General features: G+C 35.2%; 18 protein-coding genes. 5 read left to right on the top strand and 13 right to left on the bottom strand.

Annotated elements, in window-relative coordinates; translation table 11 throughout:
- Positions 1-177: 177 nt before the first annotated feature.
- The 8 genes from SPD89_RS01485 to SPD89_RS01520 all read right to left on the bottom strand — a co-directional run bounded on the left by SPD89_RS01485 (position 178) and on the right by SPD89_RS01520 (position 8,184).
- Positions 178-372: a hypothetical protein gene (locus tag SPD89_RS01485; RefSeq protein ID WP_336260172.1), complete on the bottom strand. Its 195-nt coding sequence runs from the start codon at positions 370-372 to the stop codon at positions 178-180.
- A 327-nt stretch (positions 373-699) separates the two neighbouring features.
- The gene (locus SPD89_RS01490) at positions 700-1,659 is read right to left on the bottom strand and encodes an NAD(P)H-dependent flavin oxidoreductase (protein WP_336260173.1); all 960 of its coding nucleotides are present in this window, start codon (positions 1,657-1,659) and stop codon (positions 700-702) included.
- Positions 1,660-1,789: 130 nt separating this feature from the next.
- Complete coding sequence (locus SPD89_RS01495; protein WP_442961018.1) at positions 1,790-1,918, bottom strand: GapA-binding peptide SR1P; 129 nt, start codon at positions 1,916-1,918, stop codon at positions 1,790-1,792.
- Between the two features lie 276 nt (positions 1,919-2,194).
- On the bottom strand, positions 2,195-3,601 hold the full coding sequence (lpdA, locus tag SPD89_RS01500) for a dihydrolipoyl dehydrogenase (protein WP_336260175.1): 1,407 nt from the start codon (positions 3,599-3,601) through the stop codon (positions 2,195-2,197).
- A 3-nt stretch (positions 3,602-3,604) separates the two neighbouring features.
- The gene (locus tag SPD89_RS01505) at positions 3,605-4,897 is read right to left on the bottom strand and encodes a dihydrolipoamide acetyltransferase family protein (protein ID WP_336260176.1); all 1,293 of its coding nucleotides are present in this window, start codon (positions 4,895-4,897) and stop codon (positions 3,605-3,607) included.
- A 22-nt stretch (positions 4,898-4,919) separates the two neighbouring features.
- Positions 4,920-5,897, bottom strand: coding sequence for an alpha-ketoacid dehydrogenase subunit beta (locus SPD89_RS01510; protein ID WP_336260177.1), 978 nt, complete (start codon positions 5,895-5,897; stop codon positions 4,920-4,922).
- A gap of 1 nt (position 5,898) precedes the next feature.
- Positions 5,899-6,942: a pyruvate dehydrogenase (acetyl-transferring) E1 component subunit alpha gene (gene pdhA / locus SPD89_RS01515; protein WP_336260231.1), complete on the bottom strand. Its 1,044-nt coding sequence runs from the start codon at positions 6,940-6,942 to the stop codon at positions 5,899-5,901.
- Positions 6,943-7,539: 597 nt separating this feature from the next.
- Positions 7,540-8,184 carry a YkyA family protein gene (locus tag SPD89_RS01520; RefSeq protein WP_336260178.1) on the bottom strand — a complete coding sequence of 215 codons (645 nt, stop codon included), beginning with the start codon at positions 8,182-8,184 and terminating at the stop codon, positions 7,540-7,542.
- 223 nt (positions 8,185-8,407) lie between these two features.
- Here SPD89_RS01520 and def point away from each other — a divergent pair, with 223 nt between their 5' ends.
- From def to rnjA, 3 genes are all read left to right on the top strand, one after another.
- Positions 8,408-8,956 carry a peptide deformylase gene (def, locus tag SPD89_RS01525; RefSeq protein ID WP_336260179.1) on the top strand — a complete coding sequence of 183 codons (549 nt, stop codon included), beginning with the start codon at positions 8,408-8,410 and terminating at the stop codon, positions 8,954-8,956.
- A 430-nt stretch (positions 8,957-9,386) separates the two neighbouring features.
- Entirely contained in the window at positions 9,387-9,596 is a 210-nt protein-coding gene (locus tag SPD89_RS01530) for a DNA-dependent RNA polymerase subunit epsilon (RefSeq protein WP_336260180.1), read from the top strand.
- Complete coding sequence (gene rnjA, locus SPD89_RS01535; RefSeq protein WP_336260181.1) at positions 9,597-11,264, top strand: ribonuclease J1; 1,668 nt, start codon at positions 9,597-9,599, stop codon at positions 11,262-11,264. It abuts the gene before it with no gap.
- A 978-nt stretch (positions 11,265-12,242) separates the two neighbouring features.
- Here rnjA and SPD89_RS01540 read toward each other — a convergent pair.
- From SPD89_RS01540 to cbpB, 3 genes are read right to left on the bottom strand one after another with little or no spacing between them, the layout of a single operon-like run.
- Positions 12,243-12,908, bottom strand: a complete 666-nt coding sequence (locus SPD89_RS01540) for a potassium channel family protein (RefSeq protein WP_336260182.1) — start codon at positions 12,906-12,908, stop codon at positions 12,243-12,245.
- 30 nt (positions 12,909-12,938) lie between these two features.
- Positions 12,939-14,438, bottom strand: a complete 1,500-nt coding sequence (locus tag SPD89_RS01545; protein WP_336260183.1) for an MDR family MFS transporter — start codon at positions 14,436-14,438, stop codon at positions 12,939-12,941.
- Between the two features lie 28 nt (positions 14,439-14,466).
- Positions 14,467-14,907: a cyclic-di-AMP-binding protein CbpB gene (cbpB, locus tag SPD89_RS01550; RefSeq protein ID WP_336260184.1), complete on the bottom strand. Its 441-nt coding sequence runs from the start codon at positions 14,905-14,907 to the stop codon at positions 14,467-14,469.
- 237 nt (positions 14,908-15,144) lie between these two features.
- On the opposite strand from cbpB, the gene trhA reads away from it, so the two are divergent.
- Both trhA and SPD89_RS01560 read left to right on the top strand, forming a co-directional pair.
- Positions 15,145-15,780 (top strand): PAQR family membrane homeostasis protein TrhA, encoded by a 636-nt coding sequence (gene trhA / locus SPD89_RS01555; protein ID WP_336260185.1) that lies wholly within the window; start codon positions 15,145-15,147, stop codon positions 15,778-15,780.
- A gap of 40 nt (positions 15,781-15,820) precedes the next feature.
- A complete protein-coding gene (locus SPD89_RS01560; protein WP_336260186.1) occupies positions 15,821-16,276 on the top strand; it encodes a YkyB family protein in 456 nt (151 codons plus the stop codon).
- Positions 16,277-16,701: 425 nt separating this feature from the next.
- Here the strand turns inward: SPD89_RS01560 and SPD89_RS01565 are convergent, their stop codons facing one another.
- Positions 16,702-17,016: a hypothetical protein gene (locus SPD89_RS01565; protein ID WP_336260187.1), complete on the bottom strand. Its 315-nt coding sequence runs from the start codon at positions 17,014-17,016 to the stop codon at positions 16,702-16,704.
- A 729-nt stretch (positions 17,017-17,745) separates the two neighbouring features.
- Positions 17,746-17,910 (bottom strand): aspartyl-phosphate phosphatase Spo0E family protein, encoded by a 165-nt coding sequence (locus tag SPD89_RS01570; RefSeq protein WP_336260188.1) that lies wholly within the window; start codon positions 17,908-17,910, stop codon positions 17,746-17,748.
- Positions 17,911-18,005: the final 95 nt, after the last annotated feature.

The raw sequence follows: 18,005 nt of genomic DNA on the forward strand, positions 1-18,005 counted from the left end.
TCCGTTTATCGACATTAACAGGTTTGTATCTTTTCTTTAATCATTATGCTGTTAATGTACGATTCCGCAAGCTCAGTGTCACACTGATTTAGTATGTTAGAGCTTTTAATAGTAATTACAGACTATTATAACAAATTTTAAAGTAATAATCATTGTTTTCGCTAGAAGGAGGTTCTTTTATTTATTATTCAATAAAGTCTTCATTTTTTTTACTAAGTTTCCTAACTTCACTTTTGATTTCTTTATCTCTTCTTGGTTCTTCGCTTGTATGGCATCAAACAGTGTTACAAGTTCATAATCAATCTCCATACGAACTACAGACATCATTTGACGGTTCTCTTTTCTTCTAACCTGCTCGATTACATACTTCATAACACTCACATCCTTTGTAGATAGTATTATCTATATGATGTTTTTTACATTTTGTGTGTACTTCAAATAGCTATATATCGTATTTTTATTAATTTTATTCCCTTTCTTCTTATAATATTCATTCCCATAAAGAAGGAGTTATAAACTTGAAAAATACATTGGGTATGGTACAAATGTTAGTACGATTCCAGGACTGCCCGTCTTTAGCCGAGTCGAGTCTACGTTTATTCCCTACGCCAGACTGGTGTAGTTCGTTTTAAAATTACTTGTTTTTAGTTTTATCCCAAACTCATTTTATAAAAAAAACAATACTACTTGAGCGTTGCTTTACATTCCCCATTTTTTACGGATTGTCTCTGCCTCATTTATAATCGATTGAATGAGTTCTTCAACAGTAAGTATATCATTTATTCTCGCAGCACCTTGCCCTGCCCAACCAAAACCTTCCTCCTTTACTCCGTCATGGATATAACGTTTATTTGCTTTACCACTAATATAATCTTTTAATCCGTAATAACCAACTTGCTGCCTCTCTAATTCCAATATTTTATCTGGCCAGCTTCCTTTTAAAGCTCGAGCAGGAGCACCAAGTGTTCGCTTAATAACAACTGTTGCCTCTTCATCCGCATCCAAGATTTCTTGTTTATACGCTTCATGCGCATGGACACACTCTTTTGTTGCAATAAATCTTGTTCCCATTTCAATTCCATCTGCACCAAGAGCGAATGCAGCCATGAGACCTCTTCCGTCAACGATCCCACCAGAAGCTAATACGGGGATCGATACATGATCTACAACTTGAGGCGTTAATACTAGTGTCCCTGTGTCACTTCGACCGATATGGCCTCCACCTTCCTGTCCGACAACCATGACTGCATCCGCCCCTAGTTCTTCCGCTTTTTCTGCTTGCCTTCTTGCCGCTACAAGCACTAACGTTTTAATGTTGTTATCGCTTACTAAATCGAGTACACCTTTTGGATTTCCACCAGTTACAGAAATAGCTGGAACTTTTTCTTCCACTGCAACTTGAACCATTTCTTTATAAGGTCGTCTTCCTCCCCCTATAGCAAAGTTTACTCCAAAGGGTTGATCCGTCATCGTTCGAACACGCTTGATTTCTTTCCTTAGCTCATCGGGATCTGGTAAACTCATTGCCGTAATTTGACCAAGTCCACCAGCATTTGAAACAGCTGCCGCAAGATCTGCATAGGCTAAATGAGCCAAACCACCTTGAACAATTGGATATTTCACATTAAAAACTTGCGTAAAACTCGTCTCCCAATTCATATTATGTACTCCTCCAAAATGATTAATTTAATCTTTATCGTATAATAATCAAATCAATTTGGCTAACAATTCATTCTATATACAAAAAGAGCTATACGTTAATTCGTATAACTCTTTTTCATGAATAATTTTATTTAGATTTTTTCTTTTTATTATTACAATTTGGACATGTACTATATAATTTCGTCACTTTTTCTTCTTCATAATAATTAATAACTTCCTGACATTGTTGACAAATAATGATCCCCAAAGTAGCCAACTCCTCTTAAATATTTAATTTAGATGTTGAAGTTAATTATATTATAGTATGACATATTCGGGAAATCAAGCCTTAATTAGTATAACACATTATATAATTATGTTATTTAATCGAATCGTAACTTTTATGTAATAATAATGAAACAATTTTTCAGTGACGTATGGAACTGATAAAGAGATGTTGAATAACGATAAATATAGATGAAATATTATCAAGTATAAGTTCTTGAACAAAATAAAAAGAGCTGCCCTATAAAAAAAGCAACTCTTATATTTTTTATAGCATATGAATCGGTGTTCCTAATGCAACTTCAGCTGCTTCCATCGTAATTTCACCTAATGTAGGGTGTGCATGAACTGTTAGCGCAATGTCTTCAGCAGTCATTCCAGCCTCAATTGCTAAACCAATTTCAGCGATCATATCCGATGCATTAGCCCCTACTATTTGTCCACCGATTACAAGACCATCTTCTTCACGAGTAATTAATTTTAAGAAACCATCACTATCATTTAATGATAACGCACGACCATTAGCCGCAAATGGGAATTTAGATGCTTTTATTTTAATTCCCTCATCTTTTGCTTCTTGTTCCGTATATCCTACTGATGCCATTTCAGGATCTGAGAAAACTACTGCTGGCATGCTGATATAGTCAATTTCAGATTTTTTACCACTTATTGCCTCGGCAGCAACTTTTCCTTCATAAGATGCTTTATGTGCAAGTGGTAGACCTGCAACAATATCTCCAATTGCATAAATATTATCTACATTAGTACGACATTGTTTATCTATCTTAATAAGTCCACGATCATCAACTTCAATGCCTACTTGCTCTAGTCCAATTTCTTTTGTGTTCGGTTTGCGACCAACTGTAACAAGTACATAATCCGCTTCAACTGTCTTTTCTTTTCCGTCAGCTTCATATGTAACTTTTACACCGCTGTCAGATTCTTCAACACCTTTTGCCATCGCACTTGTTACAATTTCAACATCTTTTTTCTTAAGACGTTTTTTAACAACTGCTGTCATTTGTTTCTCAAATCCACCTAGGATCTCTTTTTCACCTTCAATAATCGTTACTTTAGTACCGAAATTAGCGTAGGCAGAACCTAATTCAGTTCCAATATATCCCCCACCAATGACAACTAAACTTTCTGGGATTTCTGTTAAATTTAAACCACCGGTCGAGTCAAGTACTCGATCTGAAAATGGAAAACTTGGGATTTCAATTGGTGTAGAACCAGTTGCAATAATACAGTTATTAAATGTATACGTTTGTGACTGCTTTTCATCCATTACTTTAACGTGATTGTTGTCAACAAAATATACTTCACCTTTTACGATATCGACTTTATTTCCTTTTAATAATGCTTCAACCCCAGATGTTAAACGATTTACGATGTTTCCTTTCCATTCTTGAACTTTAGAAAAGTCAACAGAAACATTTTCAGTTTTGATTCCGATGTCTTCGCTTCCTTTTGCAACCTCTGTTAGATGTCCAGCCTGAATTAGTGCTTTTGAAGGGATACATCCAACATTTAAACATGTACCACCTAAATCAGCTTTATCTACAATTGTTACTTTTTGGCCAAGTTGAGCAGCTCGAATTGCAGCAACATACCCTCCAGGTCCTGCTCCAACTACTAGCGTATCTACTTCAATTGGAAAATCTCCTACTACCATTCCTCACGCCTCCATCATGATTAATTGTGGATCATTTAAAAGTCTTTTGATTTGATTTAGTGCAAGCTGTCCAGTAGCACCATCGACAATCCGATGGTCAAAACTGAGAGATAATGCAAGCACCGGTGCTACAACCACTTCACCATTACGCACAACAGGTTTTTCAGCAATTCGACCGATTCCTAAAATGACCGCTTCTGGATAATTTAAAACTGGCGTAAACCACTGACCACCTGCTGATCCAATATTTGTAATCGTATTGGAAGCACCTTTCATCTCCTCAGCTGTTAGTTTACCACTCCGAGCCTTCTCTGCCAACTCATTTATTTCTTTAGAGATTTCAAATAAAGATTTTCTATCCGCATCTTTTACAACAGGCACAAGTAAACCCCTATCTGTGTCAGCGGCAATTCCAATATTATAATAATGTTTATAAACAATCTCTTCCGTTTCATCATCAACAGCTGCATTTAAGATTGGATATTTTTTCGACGCAGATATTAGTGCTTTCACTACATACGGTAAAAATGTCAGCTTAATATCTTGTTCAGCCGCCACCTCTTTAAATCGATTGCGATGTGCTACTAATTCTGTTACATCCACTTCATCCATTAATGTAACATGAGGAGCTTTCGTTTTTGAATTTACCATTGCTTTGGCAATTGCTTTTCTTATTCCACTCATTTTTTCCCGAGTTTCATAATAGTCACCTTGTCGTGTTGCAACTGGTTTTGAAGTTTCTGCACGTGTTTCTGTGCTTATTTCATCGGCTACTTCTTTTGAATCAACATCCATGTCGCCGGCTAAATATTTATCAATATCTTCTCTAAGGATCCGACCGTTCTTGCCACTTCCTGTTACTTCCTGAATGATTACATTATTTTCACGAGCATATTTTCGAACAGACGGCATCGCAATTACGCGCTTATTAGAAACCGTTTCTTCTGATTTTGCTACTTCTTGTTCTAGCTCGACGCTATCAGCCTTTTCTTGTTTTACTTCTTGATTTTCTACCGTTTGCTGCTCTTCAGTGGAATCTTGATCTTCTGACTCATAGCCTTCTGCTTCGATGCTGATCAGTGGATCGCCGACAACTGCGACTTCACCTTCTGCAACTTTTATTTTTAAAACTGTCCCCTCAACTGGAGACGGTATTTCAACTACCGCTTTATCGTTTTGAACTTCACATAAAGGGTCATCTTCCTTTATTTCGTCCCCTTCTTTTACAAACCATTTTAAAATTTCACCTTCATGAATACCCTCGCCAATATCTGGTAATTTAAATTCATATGCCATCCGATTTAACCTCCTATCTCGATTAAAAGTTCATTACTGCCTCAACTTTTTCCATAATATCTTTATGGTCTGGTAACCAAATTTCTTCCGCAGCCGCAAAAGAATAAACAGTGTCTGGGGCTGTGACTCGTAAAACAGGAGCTTCTAAATGTAAAATAGCACGCTCCTGAATTTCAGCAACAATATTAGCCGCTACTCCTGCTTGACGTTGTGCTTCCTGAACAACGACTGCACGGTTCGTTTTTTCAACTGACGCAATAATTGTTGGAATATCAATTGGGGAAACAGTACGTAAATCGATTACCTCAGCATTAATTCCTTTTTCCTCTAGTTCTGTTGCTGCTTTAAGGCAAGCGTGAACCATAGCACCATAGGCTATTAATGTGACATCTTTTCCTTCTCGTTTTACATTTGCTTTACCAATCTCAATAGTATATTCTTCCTCAGGTACTTCTTCTCTAAACGAACGATATAACTTCATATGCTCTAAGAAAATAACTGGATCATTATCACGGATTGCAGAAATCAATAATCCTTTTGCATCATAAGGAGTGGACGGTATTACTACCTTTAATCCAGGTTGCTGTGCAACTAGACCTTCTAATGAATCCGCATGTAGTTCAGGTGTTTGAACTCCACCACCAAATGGAGAACGAACTGTGATTGGAGAGGAAAAGGTATTTCCTGTACGATACCGCATACGAGCCATTTGTCCATTAATGGAGTCCATTACTTCATATAAAAATCCAAAAAACTGGATCTCTGGAACAGGTCGATATCCTTCTAATGCTAGTCCAATTGAAAGTCCACCAATTGCTGATTCGGCTAATGGCGTATCAAATACACGGTCTTTACCAAATTCTTTTTGCAGACCTTCTGTCGCTCGGAATACACCACCATTTTTTCCTACGTCTTCGCCGAAAATAAGCACATTCTCATCTTTTTTAAGTTCATTACGCATTGCATCTGTTATTGCTTGAATCATTGTCATTTGTGCCATTTTACTTCGACTCCTTTTCTCTATATTCCTTTAACTGTTCTTCAAGATTGTATGGTAACTCCTCATACATATTCTCGATCAACTCTGTCACTTTTTGTTTTGGATAAGCATCCGCCTGCTTTATCGCTTCTCTAATCTCTTCTTTTGCCCGTTCAATTACTCCATTTTCATCCTCTTCGGACCATAGACCTTTATTTTCTAAATACGTTCTGAAGCGGACAAGCGGGTCCCTCTTCTCCCACTCCGTATCCAAGTCTTTCGTACGATATCTAGTAGGATCATCCCCTGCCATTGTATGTGGTCCATAGCGATATGTTATCGTTTCAATTAAAGTTGGTCCATCACCATTAGTCGCTTTTTTTCGTGCATACTCTGTAGCTGCGTATACTGCTAACGGATCCATTCCATCTACTTGGTATCCTTCAATACCTGCAGCAACAGCTTTTTGTGCAAGTGTTTTTGCATTTGTTTGCAATTCTACAGGAACCGAAATCGCAAAGAAGTTATTTTGTACAAAGAAAATGGCTGGAGCCTGATATGCCCCTGCAAAGTTAATTCCTTCGTAAAAATCTCCTTGTGATGTTCCACCATCGCCAGTATACGTAACTGCAACGGATTTTTTACCTCTTAGCTTCATCCCTAAAGCGACACCGGTAGCTTGCACATATTGAGCCCCGATAATTATTTGTGGGCTTAATGCATTTACTCCCTCAGGCATTTGATTTCCATGATAATGGCCTTTGGAGAATAAGAACGCTTGATATAAAGGCAAACCATGCCATATTAATTGTGGTACATCCCGGTATCCCGGTAAAATAAAGTCTTCCTTCTCTAATGCAAACTGGCTAGCAATTTGTGACGCCTCTTGTCCAGCTGTAGGTGCATAAAACCCAAGTCTTCCTTGACGGTTTAAAGCGATTGAACGCTGATCCAACACTCTCGTATAGACCATTCTTGTCATTAACTCTTTTAATTCATCATCTGAAAGGTCTGGTACGTATTCTTCGTTAACAATCTCCCCGTGTTCGTCTAGTACTTGAAACATGTCAAATTTACTTTCTATCTCTTGTAAGTTATGTTTCAATATTCTCACCTCTTCCTTTCCTACATATATAATATTTTTTTCTTTACCATTTAAAGTAAAACTTTCATTTGTTTGAGCATTATTATGAAAGCCTTTTAATGATCTGTTATAATAAAACACCAAAACATAATAGTACAATTACAAGGTAATTATAGTGTAGCTCATTCACATGGAGAGGTCAATGTTTTTAATTGATTTAATTGGTTCTTTATTCTTTTTCTCTATTTTTATATTGAGTTATCTTAATTAAAAAACAATCTGTTATACTAAAAAGAGTAAACTGTACTAGTATAATAGAATGATTGTTTTTCTGTATTAGCACACAATTGTCACATTATATATATACCCATAAAAAAAGGAGTTAAATCAACATTTTAATTTAACTCCCTTGCTTCTTCTAGAGGATGTTCAAAAGGTCCGGTAAAAATGACACTGCGAATTTCGCACGAATGCTTGTTTCTCCGCTACTCATGTATCTAAATGCATACATTCCGCTGACGGGAACTGCGCCGAATCGAACTTCTTGGATCTTTTTATCCTCCTTTTGAACACGCACTTCTATTCTTTTTTTTGAAAGATATCATAATACTCTTGCTTTAATTCATTATAAAGAACTGTTTCCTTATTGAATGATTCATTTGCGTCTAAAACATCTTCATAACTATCATTCACATTTTCAATAATAGAATATACTCGATTTTGATTAAATTCTTCTTCTTTAAATAAAGTGTATAACTCTTTCGTTAATCGAATTGAATCTGTATAATTTTTGTACACTTCTTCATACGAATCATAGCGATTTATCATCGTGTCATACATTTTTCTAGTCAATTCTTGTTGCTCTTCATCCGTAATTTTTTCGATTAAAGGTTCTATATTTTCAAAAGTTGCCCTCGAATCTTCTAAACTTGCCTTTTCCATTTCTAAGTATTCCAATCGTTTATCTAAAAGGTCAATCGCTTGATCCGCAAGTGTTTGAACCTTTTCATGGTCATCAGAGCCCAATCCAATGATTTCTTTATAAAGCTCTTCATCTTCTTTTTCTAATTCAAAAACTTTTTCTTGACTAGCTTCAAATTCTTTTTCAATGTTAATTGTCTCTTCTAAATATGCATTAATTTCTTCAGTTACATCTTCTTCACCACAAGCACTGATAAATAAAAGCATTGTAAATATAAACATTGATTTTAATCGCTTGTCCAATTCTAGATCCCCCTTCTATCTAAAAATAACATTATGCAATAGTTATATCATACACTAAAGAAATATATTTACAGTAGCAATTGTATGAATGTAAAGGCCTAATTATGTTAAAATAGAAGCAAACTATGTTTTTTATTCATTTTTTCTTAACAAACTGCAATTGCGCAGATTAAAGTATTATTTTTAAAATAAACATTATTCGTATGGAATAGGAGTATTAAGTATGCTGTTAATGAAAGATATTGTTAGAGATGGGCATCCAGCGCTTCGAAAAAAATCAGAAGAAGTAAAATTACCACCAAGTGAAGAAGATATTAAAACATTAAATAAAATGATGGAGTTTATAAAAAATAGTCAAAACGATGAAATTGCCGAAAAATATAAATTACGTTCTGGAGTAGGTCTTGCTGCACCTCAAATTGGTGTTAACAAACAATTAATCGTCATTCATTTTACTTACAAAGAAAAACTATACAGTTATCAGCTTGTTAATCCAAAAGTTATTAGCCACTCCGTTGAAAAAGCATATTTAAATGGAGGGGAAGGTTGCTTATCGGTAGATGAAGCAATTGAGGGGTATGTCGTACGTCATGCACGAGTAACAGTGCGTGCCTTTGATAAGGAAGGAAAACAATTAAAATTAAGATTTAAAGGTTATCCTGCAATTGTCATTCAACATGAAATAGATCATTTGAATGGAATTATGTTCTATGACTATATAAATAAAAGAAATCCTTTTTATATCCCAGATAATGCCGTTGAAATTGATTAGTATAATATAATACCAACTTAACTCTTTTTCGGGTTCATCATTTCATTCTACTCTTTTTACGTATATTATGATTCCTTTCGTGAAAAAATAAGAAAAGAAAAAAACACAAATAAATATTTGCTAAAAATAATTGATATTTATTCCAATAAAAATGAAATCATATTATAATAAGATTAACAGGGATTGGATCGGCCTAAATTTTATCTTGCTTTTCTTCTTATGAAGGGAGATGTGTAGGTGATGTTGAAACGCCTAAAAGAAAAGCTAAAGAGAAAATGGAAAGAGTTTTTGAAACAAGGACGTGTACCGACAACTGATAATAATACTACTATTCAAGGACATCGTGAGAAATAAACATGAAGCGAAACTTTTTAAATTGAAGTAATTTTACGGAAAAATTAGATCGAATTAACGTTATAGGAGAGATAGAATGATTTTTAAGGTTTTATATCAAGAACACCCTGATACTGCGCCTGTACGTGAACGCACAAAAAGCCTTTACGTAGAAGCAAAATCAGAGCGTGAAGTACGTCAAAAATTATCCAATCGCAATATTAATATCGAGTTTATCCAAGAATTAGATGAAACACATTTACAATATGAAAAAAAATCCGAAGTTTTTGAAATTGAGAGTGTCTAAATGAAATTTGTAAAGAATGACCAAACTGCCGTTTTTGCACTCGGCGGACTAGGTGAAATCGGAAAAAATACGTATTGTGTACAATTCCAGGACGAGATTATTATAATTGATGCCGGCATCAAGTTCCCAGAAGATGAACTACTTGGCATTGATTATGTTATTCCTGATTATACGTACTTAGTGCAAAATCAAGACAAGATTAAAGGACTAATCATCACGCATGGGCATGAAGATCACATCGGTGGCATCCCCTATTTGTTGCGTGAAATAAATGTACCAATCTATGCTGGAAAACTTGCGATCGGACTTATAAGAAATAAGTTAGAAGAACATGGATTACTCAGAAATGCCAAATTAAATACAATTCAAGAAGAAGATATAATAAAATTCCGTAAAACTTCCGTTAGTTTCTTTCACGTTACACACAGTATTCCCGATTCTTTTGGTGTCGTTGTAAAAACACCATCTGGAAATATTGTTCAAACAGGTGACTTTAAATTCGACTTTACTCCTGTTGGAGAACCCGCTAATTTATCTAAAATGGCACAAATTGGTGAAGAAGGTGTACTATGTTTACTTTCAGATAGTACAAACAGTGAAGTCCCTGGATTTACGATGTCAGAACAAGTAGTACAAGAAAATATAAACGATATTTTTAGTAGAATTGATGAACGTCTCATTTTTGCGACTTTTGCTTCAAACATATACCGTTTGCAACAAGTTGTAGACGCTGCTGTAAAGCACAATAGAAAAGTCGCCGTTTTTGGTCGCAGCATGGAATCTGCAATTGAGATTGGTCGTGAATTAGGCTATATTGTTGCACCAAAAGATACTTTTATTGAGACAAATCAAATAAATCGTTTTCCTTCGAATGAAATTGCTATCCTTTGTACCGGTTCACAAGGAGAACCAATGGCAGCACTTTCTCGAATTGCAAATGGTACACATAGACAAATTTCAATTACACCTGGAGATACTGTCGTCTTTTCTTCCTCACCAATCCCTGGAAATAATGTGAGTGTAAGCAGAATCATTAACCAATTGATGCGAGCCGGTGCAGAAGTAATTCACGGTCCATTAAGTAATATTCATACTTCAGGACATGGCAGTCAAGATGAACAAAAATTAATGATCCGTCTAATGAAACCGAAGTTTTTCATGCCAATTCACGGTGAATACCGCATGCTCAAAGAACACTCAAAGCTTGCTATCGCTTGTGGAGTAGATGAAAAAAATACGTTTATTTTAGATAACGGAGACGTGTTAGCACTAAATAAAGATAACGCAAATATCGCTGGGAAAATTCCATCAGGTTCTGTTTATGTTGATGGTAGCGGAATTGGTGATATTGGAAACATCGTTCTTCGTGATCGCCGAATCCTATCTGAAGAAGGTTTGGTTATTGTTGTAGTAAGTATTAATATGAAAGAATTTGAAATAGCCGCAGGACCAGACATAATTTCTCGAGGTTTTGTCTATATGCGGGAATCAGAAGACTTGATAAACGAAGCACAAAAACTGGTATCAGATCATTTAAATAAAATCATGCGTCGAAAAACAAGCAAATGGTCTGAAATAAAAAATGAAATCATCGATACAATTGCACCACTTCTTTATGAAAAAACAAAACGTAGACCGATGATTTTACCAATTATTATGGAAGTGTAAAACAACAAAAACAGGTAAGGAAAGTGTTTATTTTCCTCACCTGTTTTCTTTTATATAAAACCTCGCTTTCATCCTTCCCGCCACAAAAGACCTACTGACACAACTTCCATAAACTGTGACGTTTGGCTCTGCTTATTAATAAATCGATACGGATCGACTCGACATCTTGGAAAAAGACTCGCCGTTTTCCATGACCCCCACCCAAAACGGTTACAATTAATATCGGAACATGCCTGTTTTTTATAACTCTTACCCAAAACGGGCACGATTCATACCGAAACATGACCGTTTCCCATGACCCCTACCCAAAACGGGCACGATTAAGATCGAAACATGACCGTTTCCCATGACTCTTACCCAAAACGGGCACGATTATTAACAAAACATGACCGTTTCCCACGACCCCTACCCAAAACGGGCACGATTCATACCGAAACATGACCGTTTTCCATGATCCCTACCCAAAACGGGCACGATTCATACCGAAACATGACCGTTTTCCACGACTCTTACCCAAAACGGGCACGATTCATACCGAAACATGACCGTTTTCCATGATCCCTACCCAAAACGGGCACGATTCATACCGAAACATGACCGTTTTCCATGACCCCTACCCAAAACGGGCACGATTCATACCGAAACATGACCGTTTTCCATGACCCCTACCCAAAACGGGCACGATTAAGATCGAAACTACCCATCTTGCAGATCGACTCGACATGTTGGAAAAAGACTCGACGTCTTGCGGATCGACTCGACATCTTAGATCTGGACTCTGCATGTTGTTCATCGACTCACATTCCGAAACGGAGGCAGAGTCACTTTTCCCCAACGGTAATAAATCGTTACGCCACAGTTTCCTTCAACTGCGATGCAAATAAGCAACAAATTTCTTGGTGAAATCCTTAATATTAATTTATTTTTTAACTGTTTTGACGATATAAGCATGATGTAGTTCACAAATATTATTCCGCTTTATTCATCCATAATAAGTTGTCTTTCAAATTTCGTTATATCTTTATCTGCTCCAATAACGATTAATATGTCATCTTCTTGAACGGTATAATCAGCACTTGGAGAAACATTCATTTGTTTTCCACGTCTGATCGCTACAACGTTACAGCCATATTTAGCACGAATATCCATTTCCTTTAACGTTTTGCCGATCATTTTTCTTCCAGCCATTACTTCTACCATACTATAATCTTCCGACAGTTCTAAATAATCTAAAATATTACTAGAGATTAAACTATGTGCCAATCTTCTCCCCATATCTCTTTCTGGATGAACCACTTGATGTGCACCTATTTTATTTAATATTTTTTCATGGTAATCATTTTGGGCCTTAACTGTAATCTTATTAATCCCTAAGTCCGCTAAAATGACAGTTGTTAAAATACTTGCTTGTATATTATCCCCTATGGCTACAATTACATGATCAATGTTTTTTATTCCGATCTCTTTTAATGCTTGTTCATCTGTTGAATCAGCGATAACTGCATGAGATGCAATATTTTTATATTCATTTATTTTATGCTCATTTATATCTATTGCGAGGACTTTCATTCCCTCAACACTTAATTCTTCACATATGCTACCACCAAATCTACCTAAACCAATTACAGCAAACTCTCGCTTCATGACTTACTCCTCCATTACAATGTAAGACTATTAACCGTTAGTTTGTCCATCATCTTCTTTTCTAGGAATTAAAAATATCAATAAACAAGTTAATATAGAGATAACGCCAATTCCAATATAGACAAATTGTAACCCAGATAAAAGGCCTTCTTGTAGTACTTGAACCACCTCATTAGATAACCGGCTCAGCTCTGATTTATCCAATAATTTATCTACTTCGTCTATCGTAATCGTTGAATCAAGGCCTGCCTCTTCTATTTTTCGATTAATTTGATTGTTTAATATTCCGCCAAGCAATGCTACTCCAAGTGCACTGCCAATGGAACGCATGAACATATTCATTGCGGTTGCAATCCCACGAATTTCCCAATTAACAGTAGATTGTATCGTTACAATAAATGCTGTACTCGTCATTCCCATACCTACACCTATTAAAAAGGATCCTATTCCAGCCCATACATAATGTTGAACAGCAGGCAATAAAATAAAAAATATTGTTCCAACTATGAGTGATGTCCCACCTATTAAAGAGGTGTTTCGATATCCTATTATTAATAATAAACGACCAGCTATCGTTGATGCAATCGGCCAACCTATTGACATTACCGTAAGTGCAAAGCCTGCAATAATAGCGGATTTTCCCATAACCCCCTGAATAAATGTCGGTAAGTAACTAGAGACACTAATCATTATCATGCCGGTTAATAATGAGGCCATATTAGCCAATTTAATGATACGATATGACCAGATAGAAGAAGGCATAATCGGATCCGAAATTCGTTTTTCATACATAATAAATAAAATAAGGCTGCCCGCTGTCACAACGAGGAGAACGAACATTTGAAGTGACATCCAGCTGATCGATATTCCTCCCTCAACCAATATGTACATTAGTGAGCTAATTCCAATGATCATTAATATGGATCCAATATAATCAATTGAATGTTTCTTTTTATTTATGTTTTCTTTTAAAAATAAAACAATCCCTATCATGGATAACAAACCTAGTGGAATATTCATCCAGAATACATAGCGCCAGTTTAAAAAGTCAACAAAAAAAGCACCTATTAAAGGGCCAAGTATCGCTGAAACTCCCCAAACTGCAGATAAATACCCTTGTATTTTTGCACGTTCTTTTTTCGTGTATATATCCCCTACAATTGTAGTCGCTATCGGCATTAATGCACCTGCCCCAACACCTTGTATAAAACGGCAAAAAATCAACATCGGCATGGAAGTACTAAAACCGGCGAGTGTTGAGCCGGTTAAAAAAACACATATACCAATCACATAAATTGGGCGCCTTCCAAATATATCTGCAAGTTTCCCAAAAAGTAAAACTGTAGCACTTGATGTTAATAAATAACTGGAGAATACCCAACTATACAAAGAAAAGTTACGTAAATCTGCTACGATACTTGGCATCGCTGTCGCTACGATCGTTGCTTCTATTGCTGATAAAAACATTCCTAACATGACAGAAATTAATATAAAGGGACGTTTTAAATTTTTATTAATCTGATTATCCAATTTTTCACCTTAATCAGCCATCCGGTTTTTAACGCCTGTAATAGTCTTTTTTTATTTCTTTTAAGATGGCTCTTCTCGTTAAAATTCCATCAAAGTATCCTTCTTCATCAACTACACAAACAAACGGAGCATCTATTACCGCTTTTAATCCATCTATGAAGCTGGCATTTTTTTGAATACTGATTAAATCGTCTTTCATTACCTCATGTACTTTAAGTTCAGATAACTTTTCAACTTCAAAACGATCGATTCCTAAAATTTGATCTAAAATAACAGTTTTACTGATTGAGCCAGCCAGTTTATAGGAAACATCTAAAACAGGTACTGCGAAGTAACCAGACTTTACTAATACAAGTAAAGCATGTTCTAGTGGATTATTTAATTGAACATGGGCAACCTTTTCAGATGGAATCATTAACTCTTTTACTGTTAAATTTTTCAATTGATTATCTTCTTGTGTCATACTCATAAAAAAGCAACTCCTCTTATTTTTAATTCATAAATTCATGTAAGCCTTACATGTGATGGAGTTAAAAAAATGAACAATATGATACTCACAATTAATGCTTCTATTATATTTTACCATATAAATTGAAGAAGTAACATGATGTATGAGCTCTATTGGAAAGAATAATGAAATTCTTTTCATCTGACTATTTTTTCTGTACAATACATATATATGCTTTTATCAGAAAGAAGGTTTTATATGGATACGCATCTTTTTACAAAGAAAGAAGAGATTGCACATGCAATAACCCATGGAATCGGTGCAGTGTTAAGTATAGCTGCCTTAGTTTTATTAATTATTTTCGCTTCGTTTAATGGAGATCCTGCCCTTATTGTATCTGTAACTATTTTTGGAGCATCGATGTTAGTTATGTATACATCCTCAACATTAGTGCATAGTCTCCCTATTGGAAAATGGAAGGATATTTTTCTAATTATTGATCATGCATCCATTTATGTTTTTATTGCTGGAACATACACACCATTTTTATTAGTAGTACTCAGCGGAAAAGTCGGATGGATTTTATTTGGGATTATATGGGGGATAGCTCTTACCGGGATAGTATTAAAAGTGTTCTTTGTGAAAAAATTCGTTATCTTATCAACGTTAGCTTATATTTTAATGGGATGGCTAATCACGACTGTTTGGAATCCACTAGTAGAAGGAATTCATGAGAACGGACTTATGCTTCTTGTAGCTGGAGGGATCGTTTACACAGTTGGTGCCGTATTTTACGTTTGGAAACGAGTTCCTTATCATCATGTCATTTGGCATTTATTTGTTCTTGCCGGATCTATCTGTCATTTTTTTACAGTTTTATTTTACGTCATCTAAATGTCTTCGATAAATATTAAATAGAAATGAGGGATTAAGGTTGAAAGAAAAACATAATATTACGGAAATTGCAAAAGCAATTTATACAATAAATCGCCATGCAAAAGCTGCACCCGAACCCCAGCATCTGTATATGATTAAAAAACAGGCGATAGAACAATTATTAAAAGAGAAAAAGGCTGAAAAACTTGGTCTTCACTTTTCCAACAATCCGAAGTATAGTAATCAACATTCAACACTGCTTGTGAAAGTTGCCAACTATTACTTTCATGTACCTCCAACAAAAGAAGACTTCAAGAATTTAACCCATCTCGGTTCATTAGATAATGACTTTCGTAATCCACGCACAAAAATGTCTTTATCTTATGCAAAAAAAGTAATTTATCAATATATAAACTGGCAACCGCCTAAAAACGTGAAGCGAAAGAAATTCTCCTCTTATTATACACCTTCATCACTTGGAAAAATGGAGTGGCCACCTACGAAGAAGTTTTAAATTACTTTAAATGCGTGTTCAAAAAGGAGGATAAAAAGGATCAAGAAGTTCGAGGCGGCGCAGTTTCGAGCAGCGAAATGTATGCATTTAGATTTAGATACGTGAGTAGCGGAGAAACAAGCATTCATGCGAAATTCGCAGTGTCATTTTTTAAACATCCTCTTTAAGTTACTTCAATAATCCGCATAAAAACATGCGGATTTTGTTTGTATTCAGCCGAGTCTTCCTTTGAAATACAAGTTATAAAGGATAATCAAAATCGAGAGTGATAAAGAACGCAATGTACAAGTACTGCACACTATTTCTCAATGAAAAATATCACTCTTTCAAAGGACAGGGAAACAAGCGAACGAGGCTCCTTTAGATATAGTGTCTTTGAGTTAGACATAGGACGTATTATTCCTAACGAGTATCGGACAACAATTTTACACGTTACTATTAAAAAACTGATAGATCATAAAAATGCTTAGAAACATACCAATAAAAATGACTGCGAGGAATGCTACATATAGAACATCTTGTGCAAAGATGGCAGTGAATGCCAAAAATAATAAACTACTGAGTACATACGTCAACAGAAAAAAATACTGTTTCCTACTAAAAAAGCTTATAATTGGCTTAATAACGAAACATAACACTGCTAATATTAAGGCTAAAGTGATAAAATAAAAATGTTCTTTTTTAAATCCTAATACTTCTAACTGGGCTAGATTTACTAATCCAAATAAGAGGTCATTCATCGTATAAAACCCTTTCTCCTATAATACTATTAGTTTATACGAATAAAAGAATATTATACATGATTGAAAGGGTTGAAGCTTAACATAAATCGTTTTCTTTATTTACATTATTACTGACTGCAATATTATGGGAACAATTAAGATCTTTGTTTAAAAATTATATACCAATATCGGTGGCTTTGCTCTATAAAAGCACCTGCTTTTGTTCTCGTTCTCTCTTATTATCTTTTTCATACATCCATTACAAGGTGTAAACTAATAGCGCTTTGTCATGACATTAATTGGGACTGCACTTGTTGTCGGATTACTCCCTTTTAATTTAGGAACATTGAAATTCACTTCACTCATAATCGGATTAGACACTGCGCTTGGATATGCGTTATATAGTATTTTTAGTAAATTTCCATTAGTTAAGTATCGTAGTTTCCAAATAACTGCATATACTTTTATTATTGCAATTGCACTGGTTCTTTTTTCCCGTATCGGGAGAAATTCACTAAATTGCAAACCACTTCTGATATGCGGGCTGAATCGTTTTCTTTTATACAATTGATTAGTATGGGAGCAATTATTTTTACAGTAATATTTGTGAATACCGCTACACAGAGAGGCTTGGAGTATCCAAATAAATTAGATAGGTCTTAAGACTGGTTTTATAGATATAAAAAAAGCTGATCCTTTAGGAATCAACTTTCATAAAATTTCTCGTCATGTATGTATTTCTATATTTTATCTGCGATGTTGTTTAATGTTGCAGTAAATGTTAAGCATGCTGTCAAGTCTCTGGCTGATTGCAACTGTCTCTGAATTGGTAAAACCTTTGTCATACGCAGTTTCTGCTAATCTATCGCGCATGTTTTCTATTTCTTTTAAAGCAACTTTCTCGCAACTCATAACAATATTTTTTCTCCCCTCGCAATATAAATTCCCCCCCAGAGTTAACTGTATACTAAAAGTATAATCAATCTTTAAAAAAATGCAAATAATTT

The sequence above is a fragment of the Pseudogracilibacillus sp. SO30301A genome (genome assembly GCF_037072025.1).
GTDB lineage: Bacteria > Bacillota > Bacilli > Bacillales > Amphibacillaceae > Pseudogracilibacillus.

Coding starts and splice junctions, on each gene's coding strand:
- SPD89_RS01485 (WP_336260172.1), bottom strand. CDS start 372: ATGAAGTATGTAATCGAGCAGGTTAGAAGAAAAGAGAACCGTCAAATG.
- SPD89_RS01490 (WP_336260173.1), bottom strand. CDS start 1,659: ATGAATTGGGAGACGAGTTTTACGCAAGTTTTTAATGTGAAATATCCA.
- lpdA (WP_336260175.1), bottom strand. CDS start 3,601: ATGGTAGTAGGAGATTTTCCAATTGAAGTAGATACGCTAGTAGTTGGA.
- SPD89_RS01505 (WP_336260176.1), bottom strand. CDS start 4,897: ATGGCATATGAATTTAAATTACCAGATATTGGCGAGGGTATTCATGAA.
- SPD89_RS01510 (WP_336260177.1), bottom strand. CDS start 5,897: ATGGCACAAATGACAATGATTCAAGCAATAACAGATGCAATGCGTAAT.
- pdhA (WP_336260231.1), bottom strand. CDS start 6,942: ATGTTTCAAGTACTAGACGAACACGGGGAGATTGTTAACGAAGAATAC.
- def (WP_336260179.1), top strand. CDS start 8,408: ATGCTGTTAATGAAAGATATTGTTAGAGATGGGCATCCAGCGCTTCGA.
- SPD89_RS01530 (WP_336260180.1), top strand. CDS start 9,387: ATGATTTTTAAGGTTTTATATCAAGAACACCCTGATACTGCGCCTGTA.
- rnjA (WP_336260181.1), top strand. CDS start 9,597: ATGAAATTTGTAAAGAATGACCAAACTGCCGTTTTTGCACTCGGCGGA.
- SPD89_RS01540 (WP_336260182.1), bottom strand. CDS start 12,908: ATGAAGCGAGAGTTTGCTGTAATTGGTTTAGGTAGATTTGGTGGTAGC.
- cbpB (WP_336260184.1), bottom strand. CDS start 14,907: ATGAGTATGACACAAGAAGATAATCAATTGAAAAATTTAACAGTAAAA.
- trhA (WP_336260185.1), top strand. CDS start 15,145: ATGGATACGCATCTTTTTACAAAGAAAGAAGAGATTGCACATGCAATA.
- SPD89_RS01565 (WP_336260187.1), bottom strand. CDS start 17,016: ATGAATGACCTCTTATTTGGATTAGTAAATCTAGCCCAGTTAGAAGTA.
- SPD89_RS01570 (WP_336260188.1), bottom strand. CDS start 17,910: ATGAGTTGCGAGAAAGTTGCTTTAAAAGAAATAGAAAACATGCGCGAT.